The sequence below is a fragment of the Marmoricola sp. RAF53 genome, from assembly GCF_052114005.1.
GTDB lineage: Bacteria > Actinomycetota > Actinomycetes > Propionibacteriales > Nocardioidaceae > Marmoricola.
In genome coordinates, this window is the sequence record NZ_JBFRDX010000024.1 from 29,679 (window position 1) to 50,684 (window position 21,006).

A 21,006-nucleotide genomic window follows, 5' to 3' on the forward strand; every position below is an offset into this window, starting at 1 on the left:
TCGCGGCGATGACGAGCACAGACGCGGGCAGCCCCGCGCCCCAGAAGGACCACGGCCGCGCCGGGCGTGACCTGCCTGCGGCGATCACCTCCGCGGTGGTCCTGCTCGCGCTGATCGCCGGCACGCTGCTCTTCTACAAGTCGCTGTTCATGGTGCTCGTGGCGGCGGCTCTGGTGGTCGCCGTCTGGGAGCTGCACCGCGGGCTCGCCGCCCGGGACATCGACATCCCGGAGCAGCCGGTGATGGTCGGCGGCGTCGTGATGGTCGCGGTGGCCTACTTCTGGGGCGCGCCCGCCCTGGTCACGGCGACCGCGGTCACCGGGCTGGTGATCATGCTCTGGCTGCTGCGTCGCGGCGTGGACGGCTTCGTGAAGAACTCCACGGCAGCCGTCTTCACCGTCATCTACGTGCCGTTCCTCGGTTCGTTCGTCGGCCTGATGCTGGCCGAGGGCGGCGACTGGAAGGCCCGCGGCATCGTCGACGGCACCCTGGACGAGGGCGTCAAGGGCATCCTCACCTTCGTCCTGGTCACCATCGCCAGCGACATCGGCGGCTACATCGCCGGTGTCCTGTTCGGCAAGCACCCGATGGCGCCGGTGATCTCGCCGAAGAAGTCCTGGGAGGGCTTCGCCGGCTCGCTGGTCTTCTGCGTCGGCACCGGTGTGGCGCTGGTCGTGTGGCTCCTCGACGGCGACTGGTGGGTCGGCGTCCTGCTCGGCCTGATCGCGGTCGTGATGGCCACCCTCGGCGACCTCGTCGAGTCGGTGATGAAGCGCGACCTCGGCATCAAGGACATGAGCCACATCATCCCCGGCCACGGCGGCCTGATGGACCGGCTCGACTCGCTGCTCGCGACGATCGCGCCGATCTGGCTGCTGCTGCACTACCTCGTGTTCACCTGATTCGGACGAGGCGGAACCGAACGGCTCCCTGGGAGCGTCGGAGCACCATGAGAGTGCTCCGGATGCTGACGGTCCTCGCGCTGCTCGCCGGTCTCGCGGCCTGCGGCGACGAGCCCGGGTCCTCGTCGAAGGACGGATCCGGGGGACAGGCGTCCGCGGACCCGAGCGGCACCACCTACGTCGTCACCGGGATCACCGAGTCCGGGAAGCCGCGTCCGCCGGTCGAGGGGTCGCAGATCCGGTTCGAGTTCGCCGAGGACCGGCTGGTGATCACCGCGGGCTGCAACACGATGAGCGGCGGCTACACCTACGACGGCGGGACGCTCACCGTGGACACCCTCGCGATGACGCAGATGGCCTGCCCGACCGCGCTGATGGAGCAGGACTCGTGGCTCGCCGGCCTCTTCGAGCAGCCGGTGGAGATGGCGATCTCCGGGGACGACGCCACGATCACCGCGGGCGAGGTGGAGCTCACCCTGAAGGACCGCGAGGCCGTCGCGCCGGACGACGCGCTGGAGGGCACCCGGTGGGAGCTGGACTCGATCGCCGACGGGAGCACGGTCAGCTCCATCCCCGCCGGGGTGACAGCCTGGATCGAGCTCGCCGACGGCCAGGTGCAGCTCAACGACGGCTGCAACAACGGCCACGGGCCCGCCGTGGTCTCCGGCTCCCGGATCACGTTCGGCCCGCTGGCGGGCACGAGGATGGCGTGCCCGGAGTCCGAGGACGTTCAGCGGGCGTTCGCGACGGTGCTCGACGGGGTCACCACCTACGAGCTCGACCAGGGCACGCTGTGGATCCGGAAGGGCGACCAGGGTCTGGCCTTCCGGACGGGCTCGGCCGGCTGATTCGGAATCCCGCTCCGGCGGTGGGAGAATCGCACCCGTCATGACGGAGCCGAATGAACTGCGCATCAAGACCCTCCCGCTCGTCTTCGAGGAGCCGAAGGGTCGCGGGAAGCCGCCGCGGCACCTCGCCGACCTGACCGCCGCCGAGCGCAAGGCGCGGTTGGAGGAGCTGGGCCTCCCCGGGTTCCGGGCCAAGCAGCTCTCCACGCACTACTTCTCCCGCCTGGTCGACGACCCGGCCGAGATGACCGATCTTCCGGCCGGCACCCGCGATGCGCTCGTCGCCGGCCTGCTCCCGGACCTGATGACGCCGCTGCGGGTGATGGAGGCCGACAAGGGCACCACCCGCAAGACCCTCTGGAAGCTCTTCGACGGCGCCCTGGTGGAGTCGGTGCTGATGCGCTACCCGGGGCGCACCACCATGTGCGTGTCCAGCCAGGCCGGCTGCGGGATGGCCTGCCCGTTCTGCGCCACCGGCCAGGGCGGGCTGCAGCGGAACATGTCGACCGCGGAGATCGTCGAGCAGGTCGTCGCCGGCGCCCGGTCTCTGGCCCGCGGCGAGGTCCCCGGCGGCCCCGGGCGGGTCTCGAACGTGGTGTTCATGGGTATGGGCGAGCCGATGGCCAACTACAACGCGGTCATCGGCGCCGTACGACGCCTCACCGACCCGACGCCGGACGGGCTCGGCATGTCCGCCCGCGGCGTCACGGTGAGCACGGTCGGTCTCGTCCCGCGGATGCGGCAGCTCGCCGACGAGGGCATCCCGGTCACGCTCGCGCTGAGCCTGCACGCCCCGGACGACGAGCTGCGCAACGAGCTCGTCCCGATCAACACCCGCTTCTCGGTCGCGGAGACCGTCGAGGCCGCCTGGGACTACGCCCGGAAGACGAAGCGCCGCGTCTCGATCGAGTACGCGATGATGCGCGGCATCAACGACCAGGCCTGGCGGGCCGATCTGCTCGCCGACGTGCTGAACTCCTACGGCACCGGGCCGGAGGAGCGCCGTTGGGGCTGGGTGCACGTCAACCTGATCCCGCTGAACCCGACGCCGGGCTCGAAGTGGACCGCCTCCGACCCCGCCGACGAGCGCGAGTTCGTCCGCCGCCTCGAGGTGCACGGGATCCCGACCACCGTGCGCGACACCCGCGGCAGCGACATCGACGGCGCCTGCGGGCAGCTCGCCGCCGCCGAGTGACCCCGGAGTGACCCCCGATTGACCCCCGAGTCCTGAGGACCCCTCCGGATCAGGCCGGCGCGAGGGCCACGTTCGAGGTCGCGCAGAGGGCACCGCGCAGCTCCGGCGGGGTGGCCAGCAGCAGCTCGGTGTTCCGCGCGGCGAGCGTCCCGGTGTGCCCGGCGAGGTTCGACTGCGGGTCGTTCGCCGCGAGCTCGCGCGACAGCCCGGCCAGCGCGACCGTCGTGCTCAGGTCGCCGGCGTAGTCGGTCGCCCCGGCGTGGTCGACGACGGTGGTGAAGATCGACAATGTGTCGTCCTTGTTGTCCACCACCTCGATCAGCCGCGCCTGCTGCGGGAAGTCGATGTGCGAGGCGGTGTTGATCTCCCAGAACCCGCCCGAGCCGTCGGCACGCGGGTGCGCGGTGATCGCGTTGTTGTGGGTGTGGCCGTTGACCCAGGCGATCACCCGCGGCTGGCTGAGCAGGTACGTCGTCAGCTCGGCGCCGAGGACGCGCTGGCTCGCGTCGAGGCCGGTGAGCACCAGCGGGTTCGTCATCGTGTCGCTGGTGTGGTGGCTGAAGACCAGCACCGCCTTGCCGGTCGCCGAGGCGATCGTGGTCTTGAGCCAGTCGAACTGCGCCTTGTCGAGCGAGCCGTCGGCGTACCCGTTCGGGTTGACCGAGTCCATCACCACGAACCGGAAGCTGCCCTGGTCGAAGAAGTAGTAGGCGGTGCCCTTCGCCTTGTTCTCGGCGGTGAAACCGTGACCGACCGGGCCGGGCGTGGCCGGGGTGTTGAAGTGCTCGGCGACGACTTCCTTGCGGCTCATGGTCCTGCGCGCGGGGTCCGGCGTGACCAGGCGGGCACCCGGGAGCAGCAGCACGCTGGTGACCAGGTCCTCCAGGTCGAGCTCGGCGACCGCGTTGATCACGTCGCTCTGGCTCAGGCCCGGGGGAGCGGTGATGACCTTGAGGCCGCCGGTGCCGAGCAGGCCGAGCTGGGTGGTGTTGGCCGGGAAGTTGCCCTGGATCAGGCCGTCGTGGTTGCCGAAGCAGCTGTACCAGGGGATGTCCAGGCCCTCCGCGTCGAACGGCCGCCGGGCGGCGTCGAGCAGACCCTTGACGACCGGGAAACCGTGGTCCTTGCGGAGCTTGTCGTCCACGTGCAGCAGCGGCGTCCCCTCGGGGTGCCAGTAGTGCGTGTCGTAGTAGAGGACGTTGTTGTCCATCACGCCCTCGTAGCGGGAGTAGCTGCCGCTGTCCGGCCGGACGCCGGCCTTCCCGTCGAGGATGTCGATGTTCCAGCGGACCTCGTTCTTCTGGCAGTTGTCCGAGTTGTCCCCGGTCTCGATCATGAACGCCAGCGGGAGGTTCGTGACCGGGCCGACCCCGATGTCGTTCACCGCGCGGACCATCGCGTCGGCGACCTGGGCGCTGAGCATCTCGTGCGGGCGGTAGGAGGAGTCGAGGAGCCCGAGCTTGGCGTCGAGCGCGTTCGGGTCCTCGAACCGGTCCAGCCACTCGACCCGGGCCGGGGACTGGTGGTCGACGACGTGCACGTCGCTGAACTGCGCGAACGCCAGCAGCGGCGTACGGCAGCCGGCGCGGCCGGGCGCGGCCGCGATGCCGAGGTCGGTGCGGACGACGTGCGGCTCACCGGCCGCCTGGACCACCTTGGCGTAGCCCTTGGCGTTCGGGGTGCCGCGCTTCAGGGTGCGGGCCAGGGTGGTGCCGCCGGRGCCGGAGGACGCGACGGCGGCCTCGCTGAGCGAGCCGAGGACGGGGCTGACGGCGGCGGCACCGCCGACGACGGCGGCCGAGCGGAGGAGGTGGCGACGGGTGAGGTCCATGTCCCACCAACGACCGGACGTGGCGCCGGTCACGTCTGTTCCTACTCGTGCGTACGAAGCGGCCCCGATCGTCCGGTACGTGGCGATTCGGTGGACACCTGTCGCGCCGGGTTGCGAGGATGGCCGCCGAACCCGGAGCACCCCGGGCCCCCTGTCCCGCGTCGCCGGTGGTCATCCCGGCACGCGCCCCCGAACCGGAGGAGCACGACCATGTCCGAGGCCCAGCCCGACAAGCTCAAGCAGCTCAACCGCCTCGAGTCGCTCAGCGACGCCGACCTCAAGGCGGTCGTCGCCGCCGGCCGGCACGTCCACCTGCCCGCCGACTGGTCGCTGATCTGGGAGAAGACCCCGGCCGACAAGGCGTACCTGATCATCGACGGCGAGGTCTCGGTACGCCGCAACGGCCAGGAGATCGCCCGACTCGGCGCCGGCGACGTCATCGGCGAGCTGGCCATCGTCAACCACAAGCTGCGCAACGCCAGCGTGGTCAGCCTGACCCCGCTCGAGGTCATCCACTTCACCCGCGAGGCGCTCACCGAGCTCCTGGACTCGGTGCCGGCGTTCGGCGAGGCGATCCGTGCCACCGCCGCCGACCGGTTGGACTCCGACGGCGCGAGCTGAGCCCGGCGTGACCGACCCGCTCGACCCGCAGGAGGTCGTCGAGCTCCTGGAGCAGAAGCTTCTCGGCGGCCCGCCGACGCTGACCGGCCAGCAGCTCGCCGACGAGGTCGGCGTCAGCATCGAGGTCGCCCGGCTGCGCTGGCGCTCGCTCGGGTTCACCGCGGTCGCCGACGASGAGGTCGCCTTCACCCCAGCGGACCTGGAGGCGCTCCGGCTGACCCAGCGGATGCACGAGCTCGGCCTGATCTCGGTCGAGGACGAGGCGGCGCTGATCCGGACCCTGGGCCGCAGCTTCGCCCGGCTCGCCGAGTGGCAGCTCGCGATGCTCGGCAGCACCGTCGACCCGAGCGTTCTCGGCGCCGAGGAGCTCGACGCCGTGGTCGACGAGATCATCCCGCTGATCGACCAGGTCCAGGGCTACGTCTGGCGCCGGCACATCCTCGGCGCCGCGTCCCGGGCGCTGCTGGCCCCGCCGGTCGAGGACGAGGACGGCGTCAACGCCGCGATCGGGTTCGCCGACATCGTCGGCTACACCCGGCAGACGCGATCACTCTCGCAGGAGGAGCTCGCCGCCCTCGTGGAGGGGTTCGAGGCCCGCGCCCTGGCGATCATCACCGCGCACCACGGCCGGATCATCAAGACGATCGGTGACGAGATCCTGTTCGCCGCGGACTCGGCCGCCGACGCCGCGCGGATCGCGCTCGAGCTGGTCGAGGGACACCGGGAGGACGAGGACTTCCCGGAGCTGCGCGTCGGCGTGGCGTGGGGGCCGGTCCTCCACCGGCTGGGCGACGTCTTCGGGCCGACCGTGAACCTCGCGTCCCGGCTCACCTCGGTGGCCCGCCCCGGCCGGGTACTCATCGACAAGGAGCTCGCCGAGGCCGTCGAGGGCGACCCCGACTTCAAGCTGCGCCGGATGCGGCGGGTCTCGGTCAAGGGCTACCGCAGGCTGGAGCCGTGGGTGCTGCGCCGGCCGCTCGACGAGGACGAGCTACCGCCCGTCGCCGCCCAGATCTACGAGAAGGGGCAGGACCTCCTCCGGGTCGTCGACGAGATGCAGGCGCGCCCCGAACGCGCGGCCGGTGCCGAGAGCCCCGAGTAGGCCGTCCACCGGCAGCGTGCGCGTCCAGTGCTCGCGGCCGACCAGCACCATCGGGATCACCTGGGTGGCGTCGGCGTAGTAGTTCTCGCACGCCGCCTGGAAGATCTCCTGGACCGTGCCCGCGGCACCGGGCAGGAACACCAGGCCGCGGCGGCAGATCCGCAGCAGCACCTCCTCGCGGAGCGCGTTGCTGAAGTACTTGGCCACCGCGGTCGCGAACGCGTTCGGCGGCTCGTGCCCGTAGAACCACGTCGGGATGCCGAGCGACTCCGCGCCGTCCGGCCAGCGCTCGCGGACCTCGAACGCCGCCCCGGCCCAGGCGTCGATGCCGTCGTGGAAGTCGGCGGCGCCGGCGATCACGCCGAGGGCGCCGTCCAGGTCGCGATCACCGAGCCACGCACCGAGGTTGGCGGCCTCCATGGCGCCCGGGCCGCCGCCGGTCGCCACCGTGAAGTGCCGCGCGAGATCCCGGCCGAGCAGCGCGGCCGACCGGTACGCGGCGTCGTCGCGGCGCAGCGCGTGCCCGCCGAGGACGCCGACCAGGTGGCGGCCGTCGGCGAACTCGGCCAGCGCGTCGTCGACCGCGTGGTCGTGCAGCGCCGAGGCCAGGGTGCGGTCCATCGTCCGCGGCCCGCGGGACCAGGCGTAGGCGCGGGCGTCGGGGGTGCCGGCGTACCCGCCGGGCAGGCCGTCGTACAGGTCGGCGGGGGTGTAGAGCGTCGGCCGGTACGGGTCGAACGGCAGGTCCGGGACCGCGGGGAAGACCAGCCCGCCCCGGGCCTCGACGTCGGGCTCGCTGCCCGGGCCGGACGCGGGGAACCGGCAGCCCAGGAAGACCGCGCCCGCGACCCGGATCCGGGCGAGCACGTCGCCGCGCGCGCTCAGGTCGACCGCCTGCAGGTGGCACCGTCGCAGCGACCGGCCGCCTGCGGCGACGAGGGCGTCGAAGGCGGCCAGGGACTCGATCTCGCGCAGGTCCACGGCCCGAACCTAGGGCATCCGAAGCCCGGAACCGCGCGTCTCGCGGCCACGTGACGTTCATCGACACGCAGGCTCCGCCTTGCCGCCCGTTCCGGGGCGGTTCCTACCGTCGAGACATGGACCCAGGAGTGCGCGCAGGAACGGGCCCGGGAACGGGCCCGGGAACGGGTACCGGCCTGCGCGGCGCTGCCGAAGGACTCCGTGTCCTGGTCGTCACCGAGTCCTTCCTGCCGCAGGTCAACGGCGTCACCCACTCCGTACGCCGCGTGCTCGACCACCTCGCCGCGGAAGGTCACACCGCGCAGGTGGTCGCGCCGAGCGGACCCGCCGAGTACGCGGGCTTCCCGGTCGTCCGCTCGTCGTCGGTCGGGATGCCGACCTACCGCGACTTCCGGGTCGGGCTCCCGTCGCGGCACGCGCTGCGACGGCTCGTGCGCGACTTCGCTCCCGACGTCGTCCACCTCGCCTCGCCGGCGCTGCTGGGGCACGCGGCCGGCCGGGCCGCCCGGCAGGCCGGCGTACCGGTCGTCGCCGTCTACCAGACCGACCTGATCGGCTTCGCCGCGCGCTACCCGTTCCCGGGCGGCGTTCCCGCGATGCGACGGCTGACGCGGAGCATCCACCTCCCGGCCACCCTGACCCTGGTGCCGTCCAGCGTCAGCCGGGCCCAGCTCGCCGGCCTCGGCGTGACCCGGCAGGCGCTGTGGCCGCGGGGTGTGGACGTCGGCCAGTTCCACCCGGCGCACCGCACCGCCGAGCTCCGCGCCGCGGTCGGGGCGCTGCCCGACGAGGTCCTGGTCGGCTACGTCGGCCGGCTCGCCGGCGAGAAGGAGCTCGACCTGCTCGCCCAGGTCCAGCACCTGCCCGGCCAGCGGCTGGTCCTCGTCGGCGGCGGCCCGGAGGAGGCCCGGTTGCGGGCGCTGCTGCCGGAGGCGCGGTTCCTCGGCGTCCGGCACGGGGCGGACCTCGGGCGGATCGTGGCCTCGCTCGACGTGTTCGTCCACACCGGCAGCACCGAGACGTTCTGCCAGTCCGCGCAGGAGGCGCTGGCGTCCGGGGTCCCGGTCGTCGCCGCCGACGCCGGCGGCCTGCGCGACCTGGTCGTGCCCGGCGTCAACGGGCTGCTCTTCGAGCCGGGCAACGCCTGCGACCTCTACGGCCACCTCGAGGCGCTGGTCGCGGACCCCGCGGCCCGGCACCGGATGGGGCTGGCCGCCCACGCCGGCGTGCGGGACCGCTCCTGGCACGCCGTCAACGTCGCACTGACCGACCACTACCGGTCGGTGATCGGATCGTCGACCCGCACCAGGAGGAGAACCCGATGAGCACCCACCGTCCTGTCCTCTCCGTGATCGGCACCGGCTACCTGGGCGCGACCCATGCCGCCGGCCTGGCCGAGCTGGGCTTCGAGGTGATCGGCCTCGACCGCGACCCGTCCCGGATCGACTCCCTGTCCCGCGGGATCGTGCCGTTCCACGAACCGGGCCTGGCCGAGATGCTGCAGGGGCACGTCGCCTCGGGCCGGCTGCGCTTCACCACCGAGGTCGCCGACGTCGCACACGCGCAGGTCCACTTCGTCTGTGTCGGGACACCCCAGGGCGCCGACGGGTCCGCCGACCTGAGCCAGGTGATCGGCGCCGTCGAGGCGCTGGTCCCGCTGCTGCGCCTCGACTCGCTGGTGGTCGGGAAGTCGACCGTCCCGGTCGGTACCGCCGCGGCGCTGCGGTCGAGGATCGAGGAGATCAGCGCGCCGGGGGTCACGGTCGAGCTGGCCTGGAACCCGGAGTTCCTCCGCGAGGGGCACGCCGTCGAGGACACCTTGGCGCCGAACCGGATCGTGCTGGGCGTCCCCGGGCCGCGCGCCGAGGCGCTGCTGCGGGAGGTCTACGCCGAGGCGATCGCGGCCGGCGTCCCGGTCGTCGTGACCGACCTGCCGACCGCCGAGCTGATCAAGCAGGCGGCGAACTCGTTCCTCGCCACCAAGATCTCCTTCGTCAACGCGATGGCCGAGGTCTGCGAGGCGAGCGGGGCGGACGTCACCGCGCTCGCGGACGCGCTCGGGCACGACGAGCGGATCGGCCGCCGTTTCCTCGACTCCGGGCTCGGGTTCGGCGGCGGCTGCCTGCCGAAGGACCTGCGGGCCCTGGTGGCCCGGGCCGAGCAGCTCGGCTGCGGGAAGAGCGTGGCCTTCCTGCGCGACGTCGACGCGATCAACCTGCGCCGCCGTGACCGGGTCCTGGCGATGGCGCAGCGCGAGGTCGGCGCCTTCGACGGCGTCCGGATCGCGGTCCTCGGGGCGTCGTTCAAGCCGGGGTCCGACGACGTCCGGGACAGCCCGGCCGTCGACGTGATGAACCGGCTGCGTCGCGCGGGCGCCCGGGTGACGGCGTACGACCCGGCGGCGGTGCTCACCGGGCGTGCCGCGGCCCCCGGGGTGCGGTTCGCCGCGAACCCGCTGGTCGCCTGCCGCAAGGCCGACCTGGTGCTGCACCTGACCGAGTGGCCGGAGTTCCGCGCGCTCGACCCGGAGGAGGTCGGTCAGGCGGTACGGCGCCGGGTGCTCATCGACGCGCGCAACGCCCTGGACGTGGACGCCTGGACGGCGGCCGGGTGGGCGGTCCGCGCCCCGGGCCGGCACCTGGCGGCACCGGCCCGGGCGGGAAGCCTCGTCTGACGGCCGCCTCAGCAGGCGAGCACGACCAGGTCGGCGAACAGCTCGTGCTCGTCGACCGCCAGGCCGCGCCGGGCGAACCAGGTGCAGACGTTGTGGCAGTCGCGGAGCAGGAAGTCCGCGCCCTGGGGATTGGCGACCAGGTCGACGACCTGCGGGAGGTCGATCACCACGAGCCGCTCGCCGGCCGCGAGGATGTTGTACGGCGACAGGTCGCCGTGCGCGAACCCGTGCGTCGCCATCGCCCGCATCGCCTCCCGGAGTTGCTCGAACCAGGCCGCCAGCAGCCGCGGTTCCGGCCGGGTGGTCGCGAGCCGCGGTGCCGGTGCGCCGTCCACGGTCACCAGCTCCATCAGGATCTCGGTGCCGTCGATCTGCACCGGGTAGGGGACCGGCACGCCTGCGGTCCAGCAGCGCTGCAGCGACTCCCACTCGGCCCAGGCCCACTGGCCGGCGGCGACCTCGCGGCCGAACGCGGACTTCTTGGCCACGGCCCGCGTGGTCCGGGAGTTCCGGGTCCGGCGGCCCTCGGTGTAGTCGGCGGTGCGGTGGAAGGTGCGGTGCTCGGCACCGCGGTAGCGCTTCGCGGCGAGCACCACCTGGTCCCCGGTCCCGGGGACCGCCCGTTCGAGGAGGTGGACGTCCGCCTCCTTGCCGGTCTTGAGGACGCCGAGGTCGGTCTCGACCGCGGCCCGGTCGGTGACCAGCCAGTCCGGGACCGGCTGCGGTCCCCGCATCAGCGGTTCGAGGTCCCAGTAGCGGGTGAAGCGCTGGTCGTCGCCGGGTTCGTCGAGGGCGTCCCAGGCGCAGGTGAAGGCGGGATCGAGCTGCGCGTCGAGCTCTGCGTCGAGCTCTGCGTCGAGCTCAGGGGTGAAGAGGTCGGCCGGCTCAGCGGCCGCAGGGGTGTTCCCTGCTGAAGTCATCGTGGCTCCGAAGAAGTGAGAAGGGGTGGCGGGACGAGTGCACGCCGACGACAGCGATCTGCATGTCACCTCTCCTCTCTCCGGAGCCCGACGACCGGGCTCGACCGGTCCACCTTCACCGAGGGGGCCGGGGCGGGGCAACAGGTTTTACGGGTGCAGGATCCGCGCGAGCTCTTCGACGCCGTCGACCAGCCGGGTGCCGGGGCGGGCCCAGGAGGCGTTCGCGTCGACCGGGTGCACCGGGATCCCGGCGGGGAGCATCCCCGCGGCGACGAGCTCCGCGGCCAGGGCGGCGGAGCCGTCCCGGTCGTAGCCGCACGGCGCGACCACCACCAGGTCGGGCGCGGCAGCGTGGACGTCCTCCCAGGTCACCCGCCGGGACTTCTGGCCCGGGGTGCCGAGCAGCGGTTCGCCGCCGGCGAGCACGATCATCTCCGGGGTCCAGTGGCCCGGCGCGAACGGCGGGTCGGTCCACTCCAGGAACATCACCCGCGGGCGCGGCCCACCGGCGATCCGGCCGGCGATCCGGGAGCTCACGGCGTCCAGCCGGGCGCGCTCGGCGGCGACCAGCGCGGCAGCCTCCGCCGAGCGCCCGGTGGCGGCACCGAGGGTCTCGATCGAGGCGAAGACCTCGTCGAGGGTGTGCGGGTCGATGGTCAGCACCTCGGCCGTGCAGCCGAGGTGGGCGAGCGCGTCGTCGACCACGGAGACGTCGACCGCGCACACCGCGCAGAGGTCCTGCGTCACGACCAGGTCCGCGTCCAGGTCGGCCAGCGCGCCCTCGTCGAGGTGGTACAGGTCCTCGCCGCGCGCCATCGCGCCGACGACGTACGCGTCGATCTCCGCGGGCGTCAGCCCCTCCGGCATCGCCGACGTCGAGACGATCGTCCGGGTCCGCGCCTCGGCCGGGAAGTCGCACTCGAAGGTCACTCCGACGACGTCGGCGCCGGCACCGATCGCGAACAGGATCTCGGTGGTCGACGGGAGCAGGCTGACGATGCGCACACGCCGACTCTATGGTGGGCACATGACCTCCGAAGAGTCCGTGCTGGCGTCAGTACCGAAGCAGCTCTACATCGGCGGCGAGTGGCGCGACGCCACCGGCGGAGCGACGTTCGAGGTCGAGGACCCGGCCACCGGCAAGACCCTCTGCAGCGTCGCGGACGCGTCGCCCGAGGACGCCGTCGCCGCGCTCGACGCGGCCGTCGCCGCGCAGGCCGGCTGGGCCGCGACGCCGCCCAACGAGCGCTCCGAGATCCTGCACCGCGCCTTCCTCGCCCTGGGCGAGCGGTCCGAGGAGCTCGCGCTGCTGATGACCCTGGAGATGGGCAAGGCGGTCGCGGAGTCGAAGGGCGAGATCGCGTACGCCGCCGAGTTCTTCCGCTGGTTCTCCGGCGAGGCGCTGCGCCTGGACGGCTACTACAAGACCACCGGCAACGGGCAGAGCCGGGTCCTGGTGATGCGCCAGCCGGTCGGCCCGTGCTACTTCATCACGCCCTGGAACTTCCCGAACGCGATGGGCACCCGGAAGATCGGGCCTGCGATCGCGGCCGGTTGCACGATGGTGGTCAAGCCGGCCCACCAGACGCCGCTGTCGATGCTCGCGCTGGCGAAGGTGCTGGCGGAGTGCGGCCTGCCGCCGGGCGTCCTGAACGTGATCACCGCGATGCGCTCCGGCGAGGTCTCGGCCCCGATCATCGGCGACCCGCGGCTGCGCAAGCTGAGCTTCACCGGGTCCACCCAGATCGGCAAGAAGCTGATCGCGCAGGCGGCCGACCAGGTCCTGCGGGTCTCGATGGAGCTCGGCGGCAACGCGCCGTTCCTGGTCTTCGCCGACGCCGACCTCGACGCCGCCGTCGAGGGCGCGATGCTGGCGAAGATGCGGAACATGGGGGAGGCCTGCACGTCGGCCAACCGGTTCCACGTGCACGAGTCGGTGGCCGAGGAGTTCGCGGCCAAGCTCGCCGCCCGGATGGGCGCGCTCACCGTCGGCCGCGGCACCGAGGACGGCACCGACGTCGGGCCGCTGATCGACGAGACCCAGCAGGGCAAGGTCGCCGAGCTGGTCGAGGACGCGGTCGCCAAGGGCGCTACCGCGATCACCGGCGGGACGAAGGGCGAGGGAGACGGGTACTTCTACACCCCGACCGTGCTGACCGGCGTGACCCCGGACGCCAAGGTGCTGGTCGAGGAGATCTTCGGCCCGGTCGCCCCGATCGCGACCTTCGGCACCGACGAGGAGGCGATCGCCGCCGCCAACCGGACCGAGTACGGACTGGTCGCCTACGTCTACACCCGTGACCTGTCCCGGGCCTTCCGCGTCTGCGAGGCGCTGGAGACCGGGATGATCGGGCTCAACCAGGGCATCGTCTCCAACGCCGGCGCCCCGTTCGGCGGCGTCAAGCAGTCCGGCACCGGCCGCGAGGGCGGCAACGAGGGGATCGCGGAGTACCTGGACACCAAGTACGTCGCGATCAACGTCTGAGCGACCCGGCCGTCAGGCCGCCGACATCGTCGGCGCGGCGGCGAGCGCACGGCCCATCACGGCCCGCGCGTCGGCGTAGCCCGGGTCGACGGCGAGCGCCGCGGCCGCGTGCTGGACCGCCTCGCCCGGCCTCCCAGCGTGCACCAGCAGGTCGGCCAGCCGGACCCGGAGGGAGAGGTTCTCGGGCAGGGCCGCGACGGCGGCCTCCACGCTGGCCAGCAGGCGGTCGTCCACGTATGTCTCCCCGGGTGTCGGATCAGGTGATCGCCGTCACATCGGCCGTCCCGGCGACGACCTGAGCGGTCCGCGGGGAAACCACCCCACCGAGTCTTGTCGTGCCGGGGAAGCGCGCCTAGCGTCGAGGGGAGTGCTGCGGGGCGGGCGACCCGGTTTCGGGGGAAACCGACAGAAGGTGCGACATGGCAGCGGACAGCAACAAGCAGGTGGCCAAGGACGGGTACGCGGCGTTCATCGCCCTCGACGCCGAGGGCGCGATGAAGGACATGTCCGACGCGATCGAGTGGGTCGTCAGCGGCGACAGCGCGATCAGCGGGACCTACCGCGGCAAGGAAGAGGTCGGCGGCTTCTGGATGAAGATCGTCGAGAAGGGCTTCCAGACGTCCCCGAAGGAATTCCTCGCGGACGGCGACAAGGTCGTGGTGCTCACCGAGACGACGATCGACGGCGAGAAGGTCGACACCGTCGACGTCCTGGACTTCGACGGGGACGGCCGGCTGGCGCGGTTCCAGGCGTACGGGGGTGAAGCGCTGCTGAACCGGGCCTTCCCGCGCTGACGGGCGGGCCCGGGCCTGGGAGGATGGTGCCGTGACTTCTCCCCGACGCGACGTGGTGATCCTCGGCTCGACCGGTTCCATCGGCACCCAGGCGCTCGACGTCGTCCGCGCCAACCCCGACCGCTTCCGGGTGGTCGGGCTGACCGCGGGCGGATCCCACCGCGCCCTGTACGACGACCAGGTGGACGAGTTCGCCGCGACGTACCCGGGGTTGTTCAGCGGGCTCGGCCAGGAGGCCTCGATCGAGGCGGCCGCCGTCGAGGCCGACGTCGTGCTCAACGGCATCACCGGAGCGGTCGGCCTGCGTCCGACGCTGGCCGCACTGGAGGCGGGGAACACCCTGGCGCTGGCCAACAAGGAGTCCCTGATCATGGGCGGCTCGGTGGTGACCTCGCGTGCCCGGCCGGGCCAGATCGTGCCCGTGGACAGCGAGCACAGCGCGCTCGCCCAGTGCCTGCGCTCCGGCTCGGCCGGCGAGGTCCGCAAGCTGGTCCTCACCGCCAGCGGCGGGCCGTTCCGCGGCCGGACCCGCGACCAGCTCGCCGCGGTCACCCTCCCGGAAGCCCTCGCGCACCCGACGTGGGACATGGGCCCGGTGGTGACGATCAACTCCGCGACCCTGGTCAACAAAGGCCTGGAGGTGATCGAGGCGCACCTGCTCTTCGACATCCCGTTCGACCGGATCGAGGTCGTGGTGCACCCGACCTCGGTGGTGCACTCGATGGTGCAGTTCACCGACGGGTCGACCATCGCGCAGGCCTCGCCGCCGACGATGCTGATCCCGATCGCGCTCGGGCTGGCCTGGCCGGACCGGCTCGACGACGTCGCGCCGGCCGTCGACTGGACCACGGCGCAGACCTGGGAGTTCTTCCCGCTCGACGACGACGCGTTCCCGTCGGTCCGGCTGGCCCGCGAGTCCGGCACCCGCGGCGGCACCGCGCCGGCGGTCTACAACGCCGCGAACGAGGTGTGCGTGGCCGCGTTCCGCGACGGCCGGCTGCCGTTCACCGGGATCGTCGACACGATCGCCGACACGCTCACCAACCACGACGTAGGCTCGACGCCGACCGATCTCTCCCTCGACGACGTGCTGGCGGCGGACGCCTGGGCACGCGACGAGGCCGCCCGCCTGCTGGAGAAGCGCCGATGACCCCTCTGCTCTACACCGTCGGTGTCGCGGCGATCATGCTCGGCCTCGCGATCTCGATCGGGCTGCACGAGTGCGGGCACATGGTCCCGGCGCGCAAGTTCGGCGTCCGGGTGCCCCAGTTCTTCGTCGGGTTCGGCCGCACCGTCTGGTCGAAGCACCGCAACGGCACCGAGTACGGCCTCAAGGCCTTCCCGCTCGGCGGCTTCGTGAAGCTGATCGGGATGTTCCCGCCGCACGACGAGCGGGCCGACAAGGCCGGCAAGGAGACCGGGTTCGGCCGTCTGGTCGCCGACGCGCGCGCCGCCGAGGCCGAGCTGCTCATCCCGGGCGACGAGGACCGGATGTTCTACAAGCTGCCGTGGCAGAAGAAGGTCATCGTGATGGCCGGCGGCCCGACGGTGAACCTGATGATCGCGTTCGTCCTCTTCGGGGCGGTCTTCTGGTTCCACGGCGTCCCGGAGACCACCACCACGGTGAAGTCGGTGGCCGACTGCGTCGTCGCCGTACGCGTCGACGAGCCGACCCCGCGGTGCACCGACGCCGACCCGGCCGCGCCGGCCAAGGTCGCCGGCATCGCGGCGGGGGACCAGGTCGTCGCGTTCGACGGCACCGAGATCACCTCCTACGCCCAGCTGCAGAAGCTGATCCGCGCCAACGGCGCCGGCACCGCCGACATCACGGTGCTGCGCGACGGCCAGGAGAAGGTGCTGACCGCGACGACCGCCGTCAACGAGCTGCCCTCCCTGAAGAACCAGGAGGACTCCGTCAAGGTCGGCTACCTCGGCATCACCCCGACCCAGGAGAACGTCTCGAAGGGTCCGCTCTTCACGCTCGGCCAGATGGGCGGCTACACCGTCGACACGGTCAAGGCCCTCGGCAACCTGCCGGTCAAGCTGTGGGGCGTCGGGAAGGCCGCGCTCGGCCTCGAGCAGCGCGACCCGGAGAGCCCGATGAGCGTCGTCGGCGTCAGCCGGGTGGCCGGTGAGGCGGCGTCGAACGACGGGGTCGGGTTCGGCGACAAGGCCGCGTTCGTCCTCAGCCTGCTCGCCGGGGTCAACCTGTTCCTCGGCATGTTCAACTTCGTGCCGCTGCTGCCCCTGGACGGCGGCCACATCGCCGGTGCGCTGTACGAGGCGATGCGGCGGGCCTGGGCGCGGCTGCGCGGCCAGCCCGACCCGGGCTACTTCGACGTCGCCCGGCTGCTCCCGGTGGCGTACGTCGTGGCCGGGCTGCTCCTCGTCATGACGGTCGTCCTGGTGTACGCCGACATCGTCGCTCCCGTGGCGTAGGCGTCGTGCGGGATCGTGAGGCCCGGGCCGATAGCCTGGGTCCATGACCTCGATCTCCCTCGGCATGCCCGAGGCCCCGCCGCCGGTGCTCGCCCCGCGTCGTCCGACGCGTCAGATCCGCGTCGGCAAGGTCGGGGTCGGCAGCGAGTCGCCGGTCTCGGTGCAGTCGATGACCACCACGCTCACCTCGGACGTGAACACCACGCTCCAGCAGATCGCCGAGCTCACCGCCGCCGGGTGCGACATCGTCCGGGTCGCCTGCCCGTCCCAGGACGACGCCGAGGCGCTGCCGGAGATCGCGAAGCACTCGCAGATCCCGGTGATCGCGGACATCCACTTCCAGCCGAAGTACGTCTTCGCCGCCATCGAGGCCGGTTGTGCCGCGGTCCGGGTGAACCCGGGCAACATCAAGAAGTTCGACGACCAGATCAAGGAGATCGCCGCGGCCGCGAAGGACCACGGCACCTCGATCCGGATCGGCGTCAACGCCGGCTCGCTGGACCCGCGGCTGCTCGCCAAGTACGGCAAGGCGACGCCCGAGGCGCTGGTCGAGTCCGCGAAGTGGGAGGCGTCCCTCTTCGAGGAGCACGGCTTCCGCGACTTCAAGATCTCGGTGAAGCACAACGACCCGGTCGTCATGGTCCGCGCCTACGAGCTGCTCGCCGAGGAGGGCGACTGGCCGCTGCACCTCGGGGTCACCGAGGCCGGGCCGGCGTTCCAGGGCACCATCAAGTCCGCGACCGCCTTCGGCGCGCTGCTCTCCCGCGGCATCGGCGACACGATCCGGGTCTCGCTGTCGGCCCCGCCGGTGGAGGAGGTCAAGGTCGGCATCCAGATCCTGCAGTCGCTGAACCTGCGGCCGCGCAAGCTGGAGATCGTCTCGTGCCCGTCCTGCGGCCGGGCCCAGGTCGACGTCTACACCCTCGCCGAGCGGGTCACCGCCGGGCTGGAGGGGATGGAGGTCCCGCTCCGGGTGGCCGTGATGGGCTGCGTCGTGAACGGCCCCGGCGAGGCCCGCGAGGCCGACCTCGGTGTCGCCTCCGGCAACGGCAAGGGTCAGATCTTCGTCAAGGGCGAGGTCATCAAGACGGTGCCCGAGTCGCAGATCGTGGAGACCCTGATCGAGGAGGCCATGCGCCTGGCCGAGGAGATGGAGCCGGTCGAGGGCGCCGCCGCCGAGGTCACGGTCAGCTGACGCCGCCGGGCACGTCCGTCGGGTCGGGCTCGGGGGCCGGCTGACCCACCTGGCCCTCCTGGGCCCGGATCGCGGCGACGATCACCTGCAACGCCTGCTCGCTGGCCTGCCACGCCTGGCTGTCCTGGGCGAGCTGGTCCAGGTCGGCCAGCGCGGCCTTGACGGCCGCGGGGTCGTCGAGGTCGACCCGTGCCATCTCGCCCCAGCCGGCGGCCAGGTCCGCGTCGGCCGCCGCGGCGTTCGCGCGCAGCTGCTTGACGGCCTGGTTCACCTGCCCCTTGCCCGCCGGCCTCACGAGCTTCCCGTTCTCGTCGCGGGTCGGTCTCGGCAGCGGGTCGGTCAGGTAGAGCTCGACCGAGGGCTCGACCTGCCGCAGCTGGCGGGTCATGTCGTAGGGCTGCAGCTTCTGGGTGAACTGCCGCAGCGCGCTGATCGCCCGTACCTGGGTCTCGATCGTCTGCTGGCACTTCTTCGTGGTCGCCGCCGTCTCGTAGTAGTCGATCGTGGCGATGATCGAGGTCCAGCGCGACGCCAGGGCGGACGGGTCGGTCTCCCCGTCCAGGCCGAGGACGGTCTGGGCGACGTCGTGCCACTGGGCGCGGCAGACCTTCTGGAGGTCGGCCGTCGAGGCCGCCTTCGCCGGAGCCGTGTCGGCACCGCAGCCGGTCGTCGCCAGCCCGAGGAGGACCGTCAGTGCCAGCGCCGGGCCCGCGACTGGGGCGGGTGCGAACCACCGGGACAGACGAGACATGGCGCAACGGTAGCCGCCACGGCGCCCGCCCGAGGGCAGGTCGCCGGAGTCGGGACCGGGCCTGTCGGGAGCACCGCGGGAACCTTTAGAGTCGCAGCGTGCTCACTTCCGCCGACCGGTACGCCGAGGCCCCCGGGCCGCGCTCGGCCGGGGTGCGCGTGCTCGGGCCGGCGGACCTGCCGGCCGCGCTGGAGGTGATGGCGGTCGACCCGGTCACCAACGTGTTCGCGGAGTACCGCAGCCGGATCACCCAGCTCGACCAGCGCTGGCTCGGCGGCCAGATGTGGGGCTACGTCGAGGACGGCGAGCTGCTCTCGCTCTGCCACGTCGGCGCCAACCTGGTCCCGGTGCAGGCCGGCCGCGAGGCGTGCGCCGCGTTCGCCCGGCGTGCGCTGGCGCAGCGGCGTACGAGCTCGACGATCGTCGGCCCGCGCGAGGCGGTCGAGATGCTCTGGGCCGACCTCGAGCCCGAGTGGGGCCGGCCGCGGGACGAGCGCTGGGACCAGCCGCACCTGGTGATCAGCGGCAAGCCGGCGGTCGAGCCGGACCCGCTGGTACGACGGACCACCACCGCGGAGACCGACCTGCTCTACCCGGCCTGCGTGGCGATGTACACCGAGGAGGTCGGCGTCTCGCCGGAGGCCGACGGCGGCCGCAACCTCTACCGGGCCCGGGTCTCCCAGCTGGTCAACCGCGGCTGGTCGTTCTCCCGGGTGGAGGACGGCAAGGTGGTCTTCAAGGCCGAGGTCGCCTGCGCGACCCCGACGGCCTGCCAGGTCCAGGGCGTGTACGTCGACCCGGCGCGGCGAGGCGAGGGTTTGTGCACCCGGGGCATGGCGGCGGTGGTCGAGTTCGCTCGGCGGGAGATCGCGCCGAACGTCGCGCTGTACGTGAACGCGCACAACACCGGTGCCCGGACGGCGTACGAGCGGGTGGGCTTCGAGCAGACCGGCACCTTCTCGACGCTGATGTTCTGAGGGTTCGGTACCTCCCCGTACGCTCGGCCGCATGACCGCACCCCTGCGTCGCGACGCCAAGATCGTCGTCGGAGCCTTCCTCGTCTCCGGCACCGTCCACCTGGTCAAGCCGGAGGTCTTCGAGCCGCTGATGCCGTCCTGGGTGCCCGCGCACCGCGAGGTCGTCCTCGGCTCGGGCGTCGCCGAGATCGTCTGCGCGCTCGGCATGCTGGTGCCGCGGACCCGCCGGATCGCCGGCCTCGCCAGCGCGGCGCTGCTGGTCGGGGTCTACCCGGGCAACGTGAAGATGGCCGTCGACGCGTCGAAGACCCGGAACACTCCGTTCAAGGTCGCGGCGTTCGCGCGGCTCCCACTCCAGGTCCCGATGATCCGGGGAGCGCTGCGCGCCGGTCGCTGACCCGGCCTCAGGACTTCGGCGTGCAGGTGCCCTGCGGGGCGGCGAGCGACGCTGCCGGCGGTGCCGCGATCTGGGGGTTCGTACCGAGCCGGCTCAGCACGGACCGGGCGCTCATCTGCGGGAGCAGGTCGGAGACCGCCTTCGGCAGGCCGGCGTCACCGAGCGCGTCCGCGACCGCCTTGCCGTCGACGGTGAAGCCGGCCGGGGACCCGTCGGCCGCGACCAGCAGCGTGATCGGCACGTCGGTCTCGCTCGCGGCGGTGGCGGCGGCGTCGACCTCGTCGAGGCTGAAACCGAGCGCCTGCAACGCGGTCAGCCCGGAGATCGTCCCCGGCACGGACATCGGCTTGCCGGTGCTCGCGGGGTCCTCCGCGACCCGGGCGCCCTGCAGGACGAGCACCGCGCCGGGCAGCGGCGACTGACCGCTGCTGTCGCGCTCGAGCTCGCTCGCGGTGACCGGGATCCAGCAGTGCGCGGCGGCGCCCGTCGTCTGCATCACGAAGGCACTGTTGTCGGGGGTGCGGATCACGGACAGCACCTGGGTGCTCGACTTCCCGGTCTTCGGGTCGACGAGCCGGGTCTTCCGCTCGACCGACGAGCCGTCCGGGCCGATCGTGTACCCGCCGCGCTCCACGAGGGCGCCGCGCGGGCCGAGGTCGACCTGCGTCCGGAACGTGCCGACCCGGCCCCTGCCGCCGGTGAGGATGCTCTTCGCCTGCGCCCACGCACCCGGGGTCGCGGTCGCCGAGGAGGAGGGGCTGCCGCTCGGGGCCGGGTCGGCCTTCTCGCCCGGGGACGAGCCGCAGCCGGCGAGGACGAGGAGGGCCAGGGAGCCGATCAGGACGCGCTTCACGCGGCGATGGTGCCACGCGGCGCCAAGCCCGTGGCACGGCG

At 72.5% G+C, this 21,006-nt stretch carries 21 protein-coding genes; 14 read left to right on the plus strand and 7 right to left on the minus strand.

What is annotated here, in order from left to right; translation table 11 throughout:
- Window positions 1–8: 8 nt before the first annotated feature.
- The 3 genes from AB4Y76_RS17660 to rlmN all read left to right on the plus strand — a co-directional run bounded on the left by AB4Y76_RS17660 (window position 9) and on the right by rlmN (window position 2,945).
- Window positions 9–902, plus strand: a complete 894-nt coding sequence (locus AB4Y76_RS17660) for a phosphatidate cytidylyltransferase (RefSeq protein WP_441927648.1) — start codon at window positions 9–11, stop codon at window positions 900–902.
- A gap of 62 nt (window positions 903–964) precedes the next feature.
- Window positions 965–1,750, plus strand: a complete 786-nt coding sequence (locus tag AB4Y76_RS17665) for an META domain-containing protein (protein WP_441927650.1) — start codon at window positions 965–967, stop codon at window positions 1,748–1,750.
- Window positions 1,751–1,790: 40 nt separating this feature from the next.
- The gene (gene rlmN / locus AB4Y76_RS17670; RefSeq protein ID WP_441927652.1) at window positions 1,791–2,945 is read left to right on the plus strand and encodes a 23S rRNA (adenine(2503)-C(2))-methyltransferase RlmN; all 1,155 of its coding nucleotides are present in this window, start codon (window positions 1,791–1,793) and stop codon (window positions 2,943–2,945) included.
- A 49-nt stretch (window positions 2,946–2,994) separates the two neighbouring features.
- Here the strand turns inward: rlmN and AB4Y76_RS17675 are convergent, their stop codons facing one another.
- Complete coding sequence (locus AB4Y76_RS17675) at window positions 2,995–4,809, minus strand: TIGR03767 family metallophosphoesterase (protein ID WP_441927654.1); 1,815 nt, start codon at window positions 4,807–4,809, stop codon at window positions 2,995–2,997.
- 177 nt (window positions 4,810–4,986) lie between these two features.
- On the opposite strand from AB4Y76_RS17675, the gene AB4Y76_RS17680 reads away from it, so the two are divergent.
- Together AB4Y76_RS17680 and AB4Y76_RS17685 are read left to right on the plus strand one after the other, a co-directional pair.
- Entirely contained in the window at window positions 4,987–5,397 is a 411-nt protein-coding gene (locus AB4Y76_RS17680) for a cyclic nucleotide-binding domain-containing protein (RefSeq protein ID WP_441927656.1), read from the plus strand.
- Window positions 5,398–5,404: 7 nt separating this feature from the next.
- Entirely contained in the window at window positions 5,405–6,499 is a 1,095-nt protein-coding gene (locus tag AB4Y76_RS17685) for an adenylate/guanylate cyclase domain-containing protein (protein ID WP_441927658.1), read from the plus strand.
- Here AB4Y76_RS17685 and AB4Y76_RS17690 read toward each other — a convergent pair.
- Entirely contained in the window at window positions 6,389–7,480 is a 1,092-nt protein-coding gene (locus AB4Y76_RS17690) for an LOG family protein (RefSeq protein WP_441927660.1), read from the minus strand. The genes AB4Y76_RS17685 and AB4Y76_RS17690 overlap by 111 nt on opposite strands.
- 116 nt (window positions 7,481–7,596) lie before the next feature.
- Between AB4Y76_RS17690 and AB4Y76_RS17695 the strand changes: the two genes are divergently transcribed.
- Window positions 7,597–8,805 carry a glycosyltransferase family 4 protein gene (locus tag AB4Y76_RS17695; RefSeq protein WP_441927662.1) on the plus strand — a complete coding sequence of 403 codons (1,209 nt, stop codon included), beginning with the start codon at window positions 7,597–7,599 and terminating at the stop codon, window positions 8,803–8,805.
- A complete protein-coding gene (locus tag AB4Y76_RS17700) occupies window positions 8,802–10,154 on the plus strand; it encodes a UDP-glucose dehydrogenase family protein (RefSeq protein WP_441927664.1) in 1,353 nt (450 codons plus the stop codon). The genes AB4Y76_RS17695 and AB4Y76_RS17700 overlap by 4 nt, the downstream gene beginning before the upstream one ends.
- Window positions 10,155–10,162: 8 nt before the next feature.
- On the opposite strand, the gene AB4Y76_RS17705 is transcribed toward AB4Y76_RS17700, so the two are convergent.
- Together AB4Y76_RS17705 and AB4Y76_RS17710 are read right to left on the minus strand one after the other, a co-directional pair.
- Window positions 10,163–11,074: a serine protein kinase RIO gene (locus tag AB4Y76_RS17705; RefSeq protein WP_441927666.1), complete on the minus strand. Its 912-nt coding sequence runs from the start codon at window positions 11,072–11,074 to the stop codon at window positions 10,163–10,165.
- A 147-nt stretch (window positions 11,075–11,221) separates the two neighbouring features.
- The gene (locus AB4Y76_RS17710; protein ID WP_441927668.1) at window positions 11,222–12,079 is read right to left on the minus strand and encodes an ABC transporter substrate-binding protein; all 858 of its coding nucleotides are present in this window, start codon (window positions 12,077–12,079) and stop codon (window positions 11,222–11,224) included.
- A 22-nt stretch (window positions 12,080–12,101) separates the two neighbouring features.
- On the opposite strand from AB4Y76_RS17710, the gene AB4Y76_RS17715 reads away from it, so the two are divergent.
- Window positions 12,102–13,559 carry an NAD-dependent succinate-semialdehyde dehydrogenase gene (locus AB4Y76_RS17715; protein WP_441927670.1) on the plus strand — a complete coding sequence of 486 codons (1,458 nt, stop codon included), beginning with the start codon at window positions 12,102–12,104 and terminating at the stop codon, window positions 13,557–13,559.
- A gap of 12 nt (window positions 13,560–13,571) precedes the next feature.
- Here AB4Y76_RS17715 and AB4Y76_RS17720 read toward each other — a convergent pair whose 3' ends face one another.
- Window positions 13,572–13,793 carry a tetratricopeptide repeat protein gene (locus AB4Y76_RS17720; protein ID WP_441927672.1) on the minus strand — a complete coding sequence of 74 codons (222 nt, stop codon included), beginning with the start codon at window positions 13,791–13,793 and terminating at the stop codon, window positions 13,572–13,574.
- A gap of 185 nt (window positions 13,794–13,978) precedes the next feature.
- Here AB4Y76_RS17720 and AB4Y76_RS17725 point away from each other — a divergent pair, with 185 nt between their 5' ends.
- From AB4Y76_RS17725 to ispG, 4 genes are read left to right on the plus strand one after another with little or no spacing between them, the layout of a single operon-like run.
- A complete protein-coding gene (locus AB4Y76_RS17725) occupies window positions 13,979–14,353 on the plus strand; it encodes a nuclear transport factor 2 family protein (protein ID WP_441927674.1) in 375 nt (124 codons plus the stop codon).
- 31 nt (window positions 14,354–14,384) lie between these two features.
- A complete protein-coding gene (dxr, locus tag AB4Y76_RS17730; protein WP_441927676.1) occupies window positions 14,385–15,503 on the plus strand; it encodes a 1-deoxy-D-xylulose-5-phosphate reductoisomerase in 1,119 nt (372 codons plus the stop codon).
- Entirely contained in the window at window positions 15,500–16,792 is a 1,293-nt protein-coding gene (locus AB4Y76_RS17735; protein WP_441927678.1) for a M50 family metallopeptidase, read from the plus strand. The genes dxr and AB4Y76_RS17735 overlap by 4 nt, the downstream gene beginning before the upstream one ends.
- 43 nt (window positions 16,793–16,835) lie before the next feature.
- On the plus strand, window positions 16,836–17,987 hold the full coding sequence (ispG, locus tag AB4Y76_RS17740; RefSeq protein ID WP_441927680.1) for a flavodoxin-dependent (E)-4-hydroxy-3-methylbut-2-enyl-diphosphate synthase: 1,152 nt from the start codon (window positions 16,836–16,838) through the stop codon (window positions 17,985–17,987).
- Here the strand turns inward: ispG and AB4Y76_RS17745 are convergent.
- Complete coding sequence (locus tag AB4Y76_RS17745; RefSeq protein WP_441927682.1) at window positions 17,980–18,738, minus strand: hypothetical protein; 759 nt, start codon at window positions 18,736–18,738, stop codon at window positions 17,980–17,982. The two genes, ispG and AB4Y76_RS17745, sit on opposite strands and share 8 nt — an antisense overlap.
- Before the next feature lie 98 nt (window positions 18,739–18,836).
- Between AB4Y76_RS17745 and AB4Y76_RS17750 the strand changes: the two genes are divergently transcribed.
- The gene (locus tag AB4Y76_RS17750; protein ID WP_441927684.1) at window positions 18,837–19,715 is read left to right on the plus strand and encodes a GNAT family N-acetyltransferase; all 879 of its coding nucleotides are present in this window, start codon (window positions 18,837–18,839) and stop codon (window positions 19,713–19,715) included.
- 31 nt (window positions 19,716–19,746) lie between these two features.
- Entirely contained in the window at window positions 19,747–20,112 is a 366-nt protein-coding gene (locus AB4Y76_RS17755; protein WP_441927686.1) for a DoxX family protein, read from the plus strand.
- A gap of 7 nt (window positions 20,113–20,119) precedes the next feature.
- On the opposite strand, the gene AB4Y76_RS17760 is transcribed toward AB4Y76_RS17755, so the two are convergent.
- Window positions 20,120–20,965 carry a hypothetical protein gene (locus AB4Y76_RS17760; RefSeq protein WP_441927688.1) on the minus strand — a complete coding sequence of 282 codons (846 nt, stop codon included), beginning with the start codon at window positions 20,963–20,965 and terminating at the stop codon, window positions 20,120–20,122.
- Window positions 20,966–21,006: the final 41 nt, after the last annotated feature.